Raw genomic sequence first — 12,705 nt, 5'->3', positions numbered from 1 at the left:
GGGCCGGGCTGGTCGCGCGAGCCGGCGCAGCGCGGAGACGGCGGGGTGGTGCTGGGGTTGTCGCACGTGGCGCGCATGCTGGGGGCGCCGGCGGTGGAGGAGGTGGCGGTCGCCGCGGGGCTGCGGATCGCCTCCCTGGCCGTGCCCGGCCACCAGTTCGGCGACCTGTCCTTCGCCGACCTCGCGGAGTTCGGCGAGATCGCGGAACGCTCCATCGACGCCGGGCTGCCCGTGGACGCGGTCACGCCGGGCTTCCTGTGCGGGACGGCCGGTACGGCGTACCTGCTGGCCAGGCTCTACGGCGTCACCGGCGACGGGCGGTTCCTGCGGGCCGCCCGCCGGGGCGCCGGGTTCGTCCGCACGGTGAGCATGGTGACGGACAGGTGCGCGCTGGTGCCGCACCACCTGCCGAACGGCCGCGACCTGCACTACCTGGGTTTCTGCTCGGGCTCGGCCGGGGTGGCGCGGATGTTCTACGAGCTGCACCGGGTGACCGGCGACCCCGACGACCTGGAGTGGGCCGAGCGGCTGGCCAACGGGATCGTCACCAGCGGTGTCCCGTTCCGCCGCACTCCCGGTTTCTGGGACGCGGCCTGCCAGTGTTGCGGCACGGCCGGGCTGGTGGAGCTGTTCGTGGGGTTGTGGGCGGCGACGGGCCGGCGGACGTATCTGACGTTCGCCCAGACCCTGGCCGGGCAGCTGATCGGCCGGGCCGACGGGCATGACGGGCGTGGGTATCGGTGGTATCAGGCCTACCGGCGGCTGCGGCCGGGTGAGGTGAGCGCCGACACCGGTTACATGGTGGGCGCGGCCGGGATCGGGGCGGCGCTGCTGCACCTGGACGCGGCGACGCGCGGCGAACGGGCCGGCCGGGTGATCCTGCTGCCCGACAACCCGTTCCCGGCGATCCCGGTGCCGCGCAAGGTGCTGCGCGGCTCGGATTAGCCGTCGGCGCGGGCTCTAGGATCTCGGGTGAGACGACACCTGAGGAAGGGATCCCCCGTGGCGTCGAGCGCTCCGCGGATCGTCAGGGAGTTCAGGGCCGGCGCTTACGCCCTCTGCGTCGACCAGGAGAGGATCCTGCTGGCCCGGTGGGTGGCGCCCGACGGGCGGCGGTGGTGGACGCTGCCCGGTGGCGGCATCGATCACGGCGAGGATCCGGTGGACGCGGTCGTCCGCGAGGTGGCGGAGGAGACCGGCCTGATCGTGACGGTCGAGAGCCTGCTGGGCGTGGACACGGTCCGGCGCCGCTACGACCGGGGCGCTGGGCGGGAGGCGGACTTCCACGGGCTGCGGATCTTCTACGCGGCCGCCGTCGTGGGCGGCACGCTGCGTGACGAGGTGGGCGGCAGCACCGATCGGGCCGCCTGGCTGGATCTCGCCGACCTGCCCGGGCTGGATCAAGCCGACCTGGTGGGCATCGGCCTGGAACTGCTGCGCGTACGCCCGCCGCACGGAAGATTGCCGAAGTGAGCCGGAGTAAACACGGCTGACCTGCACGTTTGCTCGTACGCAGAAGAAGGGTCTAAGCTGTTCAGCTCCATGCATTTAGCCACAGCTTCACAACTCTCCTGTTAGGAGTATATCAGGGAATGGCTAATCGTCAAGATGGTCTTGCGGAAGCCCTTGACGTCGAGCAGCGTGCCGTGTCCATGCTCTACGCCCGGCTCGACGCCGCGCGCGAGCGGGCCCGGCGGTCGCTGCACGAGGTCTACCGGGGAGTGGGCGCGGGCGGCACCCGCCAGGCGATGGTGGAACGCGAGGCGATGGCCGCCGCGCAGTCGCTGCGCCTGGCCCAGCTGAACGCGGTCGAGCGCGGCCTGTGCTTCGGCCGCATCGACGACGCGGCCGGCCGCAGCACGTACATCGGCAGGATCGGGCTGCGTGACGACGACCACGAGTCCGTCATGATCGACTGGCGGGCGCCGGCGGCGCGGCCGTTCTACGTGGCCACCGCCACCGACCCGGGCGGCCTGGTGCGGCGCAGGCATCTGCACCTGAAGGACCGCACCGTGGCCGGCATCGACGACGAGGTCTTCGACCTGGAGGGCATGAGCGACGGCGAGCGCCGCACGCTGGTGGGTGAGGCGGCGCTGCTGGCCGCGCTGCGCCGGGGCCGCACCGGGCGGATGGGCGACGTGGTGGCCACCATCCAGATCGAGCAGGACCGGGTGATCCGCGCCTCCTGGCAGGGCGCGCTGGTCGTGCAGGGCGGTCCCGGCACGGGCAAGACGGTGGCGGCGTTGCACCGGGCGGCGTACCTGCTCTACACCCACCGCGACACGCTGGAGCGGCGCGGCGTGCTGGTGGTCGGCCCGAACCCGATGTTCCTGCGCTACATCAGCCAGGTCCTGCCCGCGCTGGGCGAGACGCAGGTGGTGATGTCCACGGTGGGTGAGCTGTTCCCCGGCGTGCGGGCGACGGCGGCCGATCGGCCGCGGGTGGCGGTGGTCAAGGGCGACGTCCGGATGGCCGAGGTGGTGGCCGGGGCGGTCGCCGAGCGGCAGCGGGTGCCGCGCGGCGACCTGGAGGTGGAGCTCGACGGGCTGGTGCTGCGGGTGCCGCGCGCCACGTGCGCGCGGCTGCGCGAGCGGGCGCGCGCGGTGCGGCTGCCGCACAACATGGCGCGCAAGCTGTTCGTCACCGAGCTGCTGAAGGAGCTGGCCAGGGCCGAGGCGCGGGCGCTGGAGGAGTCGGTGCGCCTGGACGAGGAGACGCTGCGCGAGCTGGCGGCGCTCGACCCGGAGGCCGTCGAGCCGCTGGACCTGGCCGGCGACCTGGACGAGGTGGACCTGCGCCTGGCCGCCGACCGGCTGTGGACGCTGGATCCGGTGCGCCGCGCGGTCGACGGGCTGTGGCCGGAGCTGACCGCGCAGCACCTGATCGGCGAGCTGCTGTGCGACCCGGACGTGCTCTGGTCGGTGGCGCCGCCCGGCCTGGACTGGCAGGAGCTGGTGCGCGAGCCCGGCGCCGGCTGGACGGTCGACGACGTCCCGCTGCTGGACGAGGCGGCCGAGCTGCTCGGCGAGGACGACTCGGCGGCCCGCGTCGCGGCCAGGCGCTCGCTGGCCGAACGCCGCGAGCAGGAGCTGTACGCCGCGGAGGTGCTGCAGACCACCGGCCTGCTGGAGGAGGGCGTCTTCGACCGCGCCGACGTGCTGGCCGACCGGCACGCCGACGACGGCCTGGGCCTGACCACGGCCGACCGGGCGGCGGCCGACCGCACCTGGGCCTACGGGCACGTGATCGTGGACGAGGCGCAGGAGCTGTCGGCGATGGCCTGGCGGATGATCATGCGGCGGGTGCCGGCCAAGTCGCTGACGGTGGTGGGCGACATCGCCCAGACCGGTTCGGCGGCCGGCGCGCGGTCGTGGGCGTCGGTGCTCGACCCGTACCTGGAGGGGCGCTGGCGCGAGGAGCGGCTGCTGGTCAACTACCGCACGCCCGCGCAGATCATGCGGGTCGCGGCGGACGTGCTGCGCTCGTTCGACCCCGGCCAGGAGCTGCCCGAGTCGGTGCGCGAGGGCGAGTGGCCGCCGCGCGCGGTCGGCGTGCCGGTGTCGGGGCTGCCCGCGCTGGTCTCGGCGGAGCTGGCCGAGATCGGCGAGGGCGTGCTGGGCGTGGTCGTGCCCGACGACCGGCTGGCGGAGGTGTCGAGCCTGTTCCCGGACGGCGGCCTGGACGCGCCGGTGGCGGTGCTGACCGTGGGGCAGGCCAAGGGTCTGGAGTTCGACGCCGTCGTGGTGGTGGACCCGGCCGGGATCCTGCGTCAGTCGCCGATGGGCGGCCGCGACCTGTACGTGGCCATCACCCGGGCCACCCGCCGTCTGACGGTGGCCCACCAGGGGGAGCTGCCCGAGGTGTTGGCGCGGCTGGCGTGACCCCCGGATCAGGTGGCCGGGGTCACCGTTTGTAGAGTTTGTCGGCGACGGTGCGGATCTCCCGGGTGACGCGGTCGAGGGCGCGCAGCGTGCTCGTGTCGAGGTGGGACATGATGTGCCGGTAGTGTTCCAGCCCGGCGTTGTTGATCTCCTCGATGAGCCGGGCGCCCTCGCCGGTGAGCTCCACGCGGCGGACGCGGCGGTCGTGCGGGTCCTCGTGCCTGCTGACGAACCCGTGCGCGACGAGGCGGTCGACGATGCCGGTGACGGTGGCCAGGCCGACGCCGAGGTCGTGGGCGAGGTCCTGGCCGGAGGCCGAGCCGTTGATCGACAGCAGCATGACGACCTTGAGCTGGCGCATGGTGAGGTTCGAGGTGAACAGCGGGGATTGGTGCTGGGCGAACAGCCGGCCCAGGCTCGTCTGAGTTTCGGTGATCCGGCGGATCAGCTCGTCGCGTTCGTCGTTCACGCTCACCTCTCGCTTCCTGAGAAGGTTATCAGGAAAGCCAACTCCTCCTAAATATTCGCACAAGGCGAAGTGTTAGTCTGGGGCGAACTCTTGGAGGTGAGCCTCATGACCGCATTCGCACGGTTGAGCCTGGTCAACCGGAGCTTGGTGATTTTGATCGCGGTCGTGCTCAGCGCGTTCGGCGCGTTCACGATCCCGCAGTTGAAGCAGCAGTTGCTGCCGTCACTGGCGTTCCCCGGCGCGTTCGTGGTGGCGCCGTTCCCCGGCGCTTCGCCGGAGATCGTGGAGGATCAGGTCACCAAGCCGATCGAGGACTCCTTCCAGGGTATCGCCGGCATGGAGAAGGTGACGTCCACGTCCAGGGAGGGCCTGGCACAGATCCAGGTGGCCTTCGAGTACGGCACGGACATCGAGGCGTCGCTGAACAAGATGCAGCAGGCGATCAGCCGCGCGTCGTTGCCCGACGGGGTCGATCCGCAGGTGGTGGCCGGTAACACCGACGACATCCCGGTGCTGGTGCTGGCGGTGGGCGACGGCGGTGACGAGCGGGCGATGGCCGACAAGCTGCGCCGCATCATGCTGCCGGAGTTGCAGGGCATCGAGGGCGTGCGCGAGGTGGCGGTCACCGGCACGCGCGACGAGGTCGTCACGATCGAGCCGGACGCCAAGAAGATGGCCAAGGCCGGGGTGTCGCCGGCGCAGATCCCCGAGGTGCTGCGCGCCAACGGCACGCCGATCCCGGCGGGCACCCTGACCGCCGACGGGCGGGCGCTGACCGTGCAGGTGGGGGCCAGGGTCGACTCGATCGACAAGCTGAAGGACCTGTACCTGACGCCGACGCAGCCGCAGGTCGCGCAGCCGCAGGCGCGTCCGCAGCCTCAGACTCAGACTCAGGGGCGTCCTCAGGTGGGCCAGGCTCAGCCGGGTCAGGCGCGGGTTCCGCAGCAGCCGGTGACGCCCAAGCCGCTCAAGCCGGTCAAGCTGGGCGACGTCGCGGAGATCACCCGCGGCCTGGCCGACCCGGCGACGATCACGCGTACCGACGGCAGGACGAGCCTGGGCGTTTCGGTGACGATGACGCCCGACGGCAACGCGGTGACCATCTCCCACGCGGTGCGCGAGAAGCTGCCCGAGCTGACCAAGGCGCTGGGCGACTCCTCCGACACGGCGGTGTCGGTGGTGTTCGACCAGGCGCCGTACGTCGAGGAGTCGATCGAGAACCTGACCACCGAGGGCCTGCTGGGCCTGGCGTTCGCGGTGCTGGTCATCCTGGTGTTCCTGCTGTCGGTGCGCTCGACGGTGGTGACGGCGGTGTCGATCCCGCTGTCGGTGGTGATCGCGCTGATCGTGTTGTGGGCCGGCGACTACTCGCTGAACATGCTGACCCTGGGCGCGCTGACCATCGCCGTCGGCCGGGTGGTCGACGACTCGATCGTGGTGCTGGAGAACATCAAACGCCATCTCGGCTACGGGGAGGCGAAACTCCAGGCGATCTTGACCGCGGTGCGCGAGGTGTCGGGCGCGGTGACCGCCTCGACGCTGACCACGGTGGCGGTGTTCGCGCCGATCGCGGTGGTGGGCGGCATGGTGGGCGAGCTGTTCTCGCCGTTCGCGATCACCGTGGCGGTGGCGCTGCTGGCCTCGCTGGTGGTGTCGCTGACGGTGGTGCCGGTGCTGGCGTACTGGTTCCTGAAGGCGCCGCGGCTCACGCCGGAGCAGGCGCGGGCGCAGCGCGAGGCCGCCGAGGCCAAGGAACTGCGCTCGCCGCTGCAGCGCGCCTACCTGCCGGTGCTGCGCTTCGCCACCCGGTTCAAGCTGGTGACGGTGCTGATCGGCATCGCGGTGTTCATCGGGACGATGGGCCTGGCCGGCAGCCTGCAGACCAACTTCCTGGACTCCTCCGGCCAGAACACGATCTCGGTGAGCCAGAAGATGCCGGTGGGCACCGACCTGGCCACCACCGACGCCGCGGCCAAGAAGGTGGAGCAGGCGCTGACGTCGGTGGAGGGCGTCGAGACGTACCAGGTGAACGTGGGCGGCGGCAACGCCATGAGCGGCGGCGCGGTCGGCGGCGGCGCGGACCGGGCGTCGTACTCGATCACGGTGGCCGACGGCGTCGAGACGCCGAAGGTGGAGCAGGCGCTGCGCGACAAGCTGGCGGACCTGTCCGGGATCGGCGAGGTGACGGTCGGCGGCGCCGGCGGTGGCGGTTTCGCCTCCGACTCGATCGACGTGATCGTGCAGGCCCCCGACGCGGCGGCGCTGCGCACGGCCGCCGACACGGTCAAGAGCGCGATGGGCGAGGTGCCCGGGCTGCGCGACGTGGCCTCGAACCTGGAGGCGAGCGCGCCGCGGGTGCAGGTCGAGGTCGACCGGGAGAAGGCGGCGGCCAAGGGCCTGTCGGAGGCGCAGGTCGGCCAGGCGGTCGCGCAGGCCTTCCGCGGCGCGCCGCTGGGCCAGATCACGCTGGACGGCCGCGCGAGCGACCTGGTGCTGCGCGGCGGCGACGCGCCGGAGGACATCGAGGCGATCGAGAAGCTGAAGCTGGCCACCCCGGCCGGGCTGGTGAAGCTGTCGTCGGTGGCGTCGGTCGAGCGGGTCGAGGGCCCGACGCAGGTCACCAGGATCGACGGTGAGCGTTCTGCGACGGTGTCGGCCAAGGCGTCCGACAGCGACCTGGGCAGTGTCACGCAGGCGCTGAACACCAAGCTGAAGTCGCTGACGCTGGCCTCGGGCGCGACGTACACGATCGGCGGCGCCTCGGCCGAGCAGGAGGAGGCGTTCGCGGACCTGGGCCTGGCGATGCTGGCGGCGATCGCGATCGTGTTCATGATCATGGTGGCCACGTTCCGCAGCTTCATCCAGCCGCTGATCCTGCTGGTGTCGATCCCGTTCGCGGCCACCGGCGCGGTGGGCCTGCTGGTGGCCACCGACACGGCGATGGGCGTGCCGGCGCTGATCGGCATGCTGATGCTGATCGGCATCGTGGTGACGAACGCGATCGTGCTGATCGACCTGATCAACCAGTACCGGGACCAGGGGATGGGCATCGTCGAGGCGGTGATCGAGGGCGGCCGGCGGCGGCTGCGCCCGATCCTGATGACCGCGGTGGCCACGATCTGCGCACTGACGCCGATGGCGATGGGCGTGACGGGCTCGGGCGGCTTCATCTCGCAGCCGCTGGCGATCGTGGTGATCGGCGGCCTGATCTCCTCGACGCTGCTGACGCTGGTGCTGGTTCCGACGCTGTACACGATGGTGGAGCGGACCAAGGAGCGGCTGCGCCGCAAGCCCGCCGAACCCAAGCAGGAGGACAAGGTCCTGACGCCCGCCGGGTGATCGGCGGACCATGGGTCCCGACGGCCCGGCGGGGTTACCCCATCCCGCCGGGCCGTCGGCCTGACGGCGGCTGGACGGAAGACCTGGACGTGTCCGGGCGCGGCTTCCATCGGACCACCATGGAGGCCATTGCCCGGGTCGAGTCCGGTACGGCCAGGGCGATCCTCGTCTGGAAGTACTCGCGTTCCGGCTGAAGGGGTGGATGCAAGCACGGCGGTCGGCAAACTGGCGCGCGGCAGGCTGATGGAGCCGGCCGCCTTCGAGAGCGACCGGGCTGGAGAACAGTGGGCCGAGGCGTACCAGACCGGTTGGCCCGAGGGCTGCCGCCGATGGGCCCCGTATTTCGGGTACGTGCGGCGGGGACGGCAACCTCATCCGCTGGATCCGAAACGGACGCTGCGCGCTCCTTCCGGCGGCGAGGAACGCTACGAGCCTGATGTCGAGTCCGGCGCGGCAGAGGCGTTCGCCGACTGCTACGAGACCTACGTGCTGGCCCGGCGACTCAGCCGGTACGGGCACACCACCGAGGGCGGCCTGCCGTGAAGCACCGAAACCGTCCGCCAGGTCATGGATCAAGGCTTCGCTTCGGGGCTCCTGCGGATCCACGACCCCGATTGCGGCTGCCGGAGGTCGTCTCGCTGCCAGCGCAAGGTGTTGCCGAAGGGTTGGTGGTCCGGGACCGCCACCCGGTGCCGACTGGTGAAGCGGGCCGGTGTGCCCCTCGGCGGGCAGATCGAGCTGGAGCGGGTCAAGGACGAGATCATCCGGGTCGTGGCCGCGCAAGCGGGGCGGGCCTTAGGGTGCGCGAGGTAGGGCTGGTGGTGCGGACGTCGCTACCCACGTCGGGGCGGGCGCTGGCGACGCTGTCGGCGGAGGGTCAGCTGGTTCGGGAAGGCGCTGGCGCTGGAAAGCTCACGCGATATCGTCCGCCGCATGGTCACTAGCGCAAATGCTAGAGAGCGCGAGTGGCCGTGGGTCTGTCGCCGGGTTCGTGCGCGTCCGTGCTGGTCGTTGAGCGTCTCGCCCCTTGTCTGGACAGCAACGTCCCCCGTAAGGCCCGGCGCAAGATCTACGCCAGCATGATCAACCTGCCCGACGCCCTCGCCCGCACGGTCGGCGTCAGCGCGTGGCACGTCTACGCCGAAGTGCTCGCCCAGGTCGGCCGCGACGAGATGGCCAACCTCAGAGTTCTCCAAGTCACGGTGTGGGCGCTACTTGACCACGCGTTCATGATCGAGGGCGCGCACGCGGCCAGTCTCGCCGAAAAAGGTCATGAGCCACGCCGCCCACCAGGCGAACACCCTCCCGGACATCCCCGTCCGCGACTGATCACCCGGCCCCTGCTGCCCGCAGGACCTACCCGCCTGGACAGCACCACCCGAAGGCAGCCAGCCATGAACGACCACACGTTCACCGACGACCTGATCATGAGCGCCTTTCCGCTCTACGCGCTGATCGCGGCTCACGTCCGCGTAACTGACGCCGTGCCCCTGGTCGCGGTCACCCCGGCGCATGCGCCCGCCTGATCCTGCCCGAGCAGGGGTGCGCGGTCATCAACCGCGAGTCCGACACGATGCCCGCACTGCACTGGTGCGCTCTGGAAGCCGCCCACCTGGCCATGCACGACCTCGCCAACGTCGCCGAACAACGTGCCGCTGCCGCGCACGGCGCACCGTTGCGAGCCGCCGCGCGTGCCAAGGTGCGCAGCCTGCTCGGAGTCCTCCGAGAGTGTGCCGACACCCCGCCACCAACTAGCCCACCCGTGCCCGCTGGCCCTGCCAGCGGGCACGCCGCCCCCCAGAGGGCCAACCATGAAGTGCCCCGAACGAGAGATCGCCACCGCCGCCCTGACCGCTTACGCGGTGACCTTCCGCGCCGTGGGTATCGCCGTGCCCACCGTCAAGGTCTTCAAGTACGCCGACGTATGGACGGTCGAACGCCAGGGCGAGCAGGCGGCCCACAACGCCGCGTTCCGCATCACCGACGCCGCCGCGCGCACGGTCGCCGTGCAGGCGTGCGCACTGTTTGGCGAGTTCGTCCAGTGGGCCGCCAACGCGGAGTTGCGCGACCTGGTGAGCGTCGCCGACGCGCTGGCCGAAGTCGCCGAACGCGCTGCTTGGTTCGCGACCGCGAGCGTGGTCAGCGCCTAGCGCCGACCGAAGCCGCGCGGCAACCCAGCTGAGCTTGTTCCGCTTTGACGGTGTCCGTCAAAGCGGAACAAGCTCAGTCGATAAGAGACGGACTGGCCTAGTCGCTTCTGATTCCGGACCGTAAGCCATCTGCAACGCGCAACTGCACGGATCACAAAGCGGAGGCGTTGTGACGTCGCCATACTGCCCTTATGGATATGCCGAATCTACTCGCTCTCATCGGTATCACCCTAGGAGTGATCTTCGGTGTGACCGGCCTGTTGGCCGCTTGGTGGTTCTCTCGGGGGCCGCGGCTATGTGTCCAGGTCACCGGCACGACTATTGTCACTAGGCCCAGTCATGAGCGAGTGAAGATCCTTTTCGATGAGGATCCGGTGCAGCAAGTCACCCAGACGCTTCTCTGGCTTTGGCGTGAGGGGAGGGGAACTGTGAGAGGGGATCATGTGGTGGCAGAGGATCCGCTGAGGATTCGCGTGCCCGATACGGACCGGATACTTGACGTCTCCCTCCTGACCCAGACTGCAGTAACGAATGGTGCGGATGTTTCTTGGGACCGCGAGTCCAAAGCTCGTGAGGCGATCATAGGGTTTCGCTATTTGGATCCGAGGCAGGGGTTGGCGATTGAGCTAGTGCACACGGGTATACCGTCGGCGGTGGACGTCGTCGGCACGATCATGGGAATTCCCAAGGGGATACGGCGCGTCAGCGGCCAGCGCTTGGTAGCTGTTATTCCCGTTACAGGTGGGGGCGCGATTGAGATATCGGCTCCAACCCGCTTGGTGCCGCGCCACCTTCGTCTAGGCCGGGCTGCCGGTGTTGAAGTGTCCTGGGTTCCGTCGATCACGGTAGAGCTCGTGACATCGATTGGGGGAGCACTCGTTCGAGCATTTCAACGCGGGCGCTCATCGCGGCGGAACGGATGAGTCGGATCATCAATGGAGGCGAACCGGCCTAAGAACTGTTTCTTAGATCTGGCGACCGTTTGTGGCGAGGCTGTCACCATGAGCGCATGGGCCGTGGTGACTTAACGAACGCCGAGTGGGAACGGCTGAGGCCGCTCCTGCCCGAGGGCGGCCTTCGTGGCGGGCGACAGAACGACCACCGGCAGACGATCAACGGCGTGTTGTACCGGGCCAAGACTGGGCTGCCCAGGCGCGACCTGCCCGAACGCTTCGGATCCTGGATCACGGTCTACAAACGGCACCACCGCTGGTCGGCTGACGGCACCTGGCAGCGGCTGCTGACCGCGATCCAGGCCGGGCAAGACGCCGAGGGCCGCCTGGACTGGAACATCGCCGTGAATTCCACCACCGTACGGGCCCACCAGCACGCCGCCGGCGCGCCTCACGCCCCACCTCCCGCACCGGCTTGCGTGCCGGGGCTGCACAAAGGGGAGGCCGCCGGGACAAACCGGGGCGATCCGGTGCTGGCCGGCCTGGCCGCCCGGCTGGCGGAGGTGGTCGAACCGGGGAATGCCTAGGCCGCTCCCGCGGCGGCTTCACCACCAAGATCCACTTGGCGGCGGACGGCCGCTGCCGGGCCCTGTCCCTGCTCTTGACTCCAGGCCAGTACGGCGACAGCCCCCAGTTCCGCAGCGTGCTCCAGGCCATCCGGATCCCACGGCCGGGACCTGGCCGCCCGCGCAGCCGACCGGACCATCTGAGCGTGGACAGGGGCTACTCCTCCCGCGTCCACCTGCGCCGCCGCAAGATCCGCCACACGATCCCCGAACCTCGCGACCAGCGCGCCAACCGCCGTCGGCGTGGCTCGGCCGGGGGCCGGCCCACCGGCGTCGACGCCGAGCGCTACAAGGGCAGGAACGTCGTCGAACGAGCGATCAACAGGCTGAAGAACTTTCGCGCCGTGGCCACCCGCTACGACAAACGCGCCTACATCTTCCTCGGCACCATCACCCTGGCCGCTCTGATCATCTGGCTTCGCACCTGATCTAAGAAACAGTCCTTAGCCGCAGTCGACGACCACCAGCCAGATCCCATCGAGGAACTGCCCGAGCCGGGCAACGCCGTCGAAGACGCCCGTCCCGAGGTGTGGAGCATCATCATCACGTGCGACAACGAAGAAGAGCAGACCTGGCTACTCGAGCGCCTGGCGGACGAGGGATGGCAAGTCCGCGAGCTCATGTTAGGCACTTCCATGCGTCTAGAGCACTAGTCTTACCACTGCCATACGCCTGCGCGGATGGCGCGGTCCCCTTGAGCGCAATAGGCGTAGGAGACCTGGTCGATTTCCTGATTTCCGAGCGCTTGGTAGTCCGGAAGACCGTTCAGATCGGAATCACAGTCCGCGATGGCCATGAAGAAGACGGTCGCTGCTGCGTTCGCCACGTTCTCGTAGCAGTAGGCGGCTGTGGTGGTTGTGTTGACCTTCCAACTTGAGCAGTTAGCTGGGATGGCTTGAGCAGGCGTGGCTACGACACTGACGCCCGCTGAGGCGATAGCCGCAGCCACCAAAGTCGTCAGCGTCCGCCGGATAGCGTTCACGTGATACCTCCCTGTGGCAGCCACTCGTGACGCATAGCCTGCTGGCAGTCAGTCTCCGGCCCAAGCCGCCGCATGCCCTGACTGCAGGCAGAACAGACCGGACAGTGTGGCGTGACGTCCGCCATCAATAAAAGCGGCCTTCGTGACTATGCTTCGCGCCCGCTTGACCGGGGCGGTGATTCGAGTATCAGCGGATGGCCATCCTGAGTCTAGAACCTTTTGTTGTGGTCTAAATGCCCAGGTCCTAGCCTCGGTTGCTGGTAAGGCATGGACATGCTCGGTCGCTTTTGTTCCATTTATCAGCTCATGGATACTTGGGAATGCTAGGGATCCTTCTCCCGACGTCAGCCGCTCGATCTGGCCAC

General features: G+C 69.5%; 10 protein-coding genes and 1 pseudogene. 9 read left to right on the top strand and 2 right to left on the bottom strand.

Going from position 1 to position 12,705, the window contains the following annotated elements; genetic code table 11:
* The 3 genes from HII36_RS23200 to HII36_RS23190 form a co-directional block, all read left to right on the top strand.
* The coding region (locus HII36_RS23200) for a lanthionine synthetase LanC family protein (RefSeq protein WP_328807835.1) at positions 1-945 on the top strand (945 nt) is incomplete at its 5' end.
* A gap of 57 nt (positions 946-1,002) precedes the next feature.
* On the top strand, positions 1,003-1,473 hold the full coding sequence (locus HII36_RS23195; protein WP_328807834.1) for an NUDIX hydrolase: 471 nt from the start codon (positions 1,003-1,005) through the stop codon (positions 1,471-1,473).
* A 179-nt stretch (positions 1,474-1,652) separates the two neighbouring features.
* Complete coding sequence (locus HII36_RS23190) at positions 1,653-3,881, top strand: HelD family protein (protein WP_236003782.1); 2,229 nt, start codon at positions 1,653-1,655, stop codon at positions 3,879-3,881.
* Positions 3,882-3,903: 22 nt separating this feature from the next.
* Here HII36_RS23190 and HII36_RS23185 read toward each other — a convergent pair whose 3' ends face one another.
* Positions 3,904-4,356, bottom strand: a complete 453-nt coding sequence (locus tag HII36_RS23185; protein WP_328807833.1) for a MarR family winged helix-turn-helix transcriptional regulator — start codon at positions 4,354-4,356, stop codon at positions 3,904-3,906.
* A 99-nt stretch (positions 4,357-4,455) separates the two neighbouring features.
* Between HII36_RS23185 and HII36_RS23180 the strand changes: the two genes are divergently transcribed.
* From HII36_RS23180 to HII36_RS23155, 6 genes and pseudogenes are all read left to right on the top strand, one after another.
* A complete protein-coding gene (locus HII36_RS23180) occupies positions 4,456-7,689 on the top strand; it encodes an efflux RND transporter permease subunit (protein WP_173525331.1) in 3,234 nt (1,077 codons plus the stop codon).
* Positions 7,686-7,883 carry a hypothetical protein gene (locus tag HII36_RS23175; protein WP_173525330.1) on the top strand — a complete coding sequence of 66 codons (198 nt, stop codon included), beginning with the start codon at positions 7,686-7,688 and terminating at the stop codon, positions 7,881-7,883. Before HII36_RS23180 ends, HII36_RS23175 begins: the two co-directional genes overlap by 4 nt.
* A 4-nt stretch (positions 7,884-7,887) precedes the next feature.
* Positions 7,888-8,232 (top strand): hypothetical protein, encoded by a 345-nt coding sequence (locus tag HII36_RS23170; protein ID WP_173525329.1) that lies wholly within the window; start codon positions 7,888-7,890, stop codon positions 8,230-8,232.
* Positions 8,233-8,690: 458 nt separating this feature from the next.
* Positions 8,691-9,215, top strand: coding sequence for a hypothetical protein (locus tag HII36_RS23165; RefSeq protein ID WP_173525328.1), 525 nt, complete (start codon positions 8,691-8,693; stop codon positions 9,213-9,215).
* Between the two features lie 285 nt (positions 9,216-9,500).
* Complete coding sequence (locus HII36_RS23160; protein ID WP_173525327.1) at positions 9,501-9,839, top strand: hypothetical protein; 339 nt, start codon at positions 9,501-9,503, stop codon at positions 9,837-9,839.
* Between the two features lie 1,009 nt (positions 9,840-10,848).
* Positions 10,849-11,786 (top strand): annotated as a pseudogene (locus HII36_RS23155) (IS5 family transposase).
* Positions 11,787-12,013: 227 nt separating this feature from the next.
* On the opposite strand, the gene HII36_RS23150 reads toward HII36_RS23155, so the two are convergent.
* On the bottom strand, positions 12,014-12,340 hold the full coding sequence (locus HII36_RS23150) for a hypothetical protein (RefSeq protein WP_173525326.1): 327 nt from the start codon (positions 12,338-12,340) through the stop codon (positions 12,014-12,016).
* Between the last annotated feature and the right edge of the window lie 365 nt (positions 12,341-12,705).

This window comes from Nonomuraea antri, from assembly GCF_013283785.1.
GTDB classification, from domain to species: domain Bacteria; phylum Actinomycetota; class Actinomycetes; order Streptosporangiales; family Streptosporangiaceae; genus Nonomuraea; species Nonomuraea antri.
The sequence above is the reverse complement of the archived record's forward strand: the minus strand, read 5'-3'. Positions and strand labels throughout refer to the sequence as shown.